This window comes from Marinobacterium sedimentorum (assembly GCF_024267675.1).
GTDB classification, from domain to species: Bacteria; Pseudomonadota; Gammaproteobacteria; order Pseudomonadales; family Balneatricaceae; genus Marinobacterium_A; species Marinobacterium_A sedimentorum.
Genome location: NZ_JALDYX010000150.1, coordinates 1 through 236, shown reverse-complemented (window position 1 = coordinate 236; position 236 = coordinate 1). Strand labels below are relative to the sequence as shown.

The 236-nt window shown below is 46.2% G+C and carries 1 protein-coding gene; it reads right to left on the bottom strand.

All coding sequences use genetic code 11. The features are described 5' to 3' along the window. Positions 1–10 precede the first annotated feature (10 nt). Positions 11–236 (bottom strand): phosphoglycerate kinase (gene pgk / locus MRS74_RS23690; RefSeq protein WP_254582735.1); only part of this gene is annotated, 226 nt, incomplete at its 5' end.

The following is a 236-nucleotide window of genomic DNA, read 5'->3' as shown; positions in this document are numbered from 1 at the left end:
ATAAAGATGATTATGCTTTAGCACGCTCTTCAAGCATTGCTACTGCTGGTAGTACTTTACCTTCAACGAACTCAAGGAATGCACCGCCACCTGTAGAGATGTAAGAAACGTCAGCTTTGATACCGAACTTGTCGATAGCCGCTAGCGTGTCACCACCACCTGCTACAGAGAAACCGTCTGATTCAGCGATCGCTTTAGAAATGCCTTCAGTACCTGCTTCGAAGTTCTTGAACTCG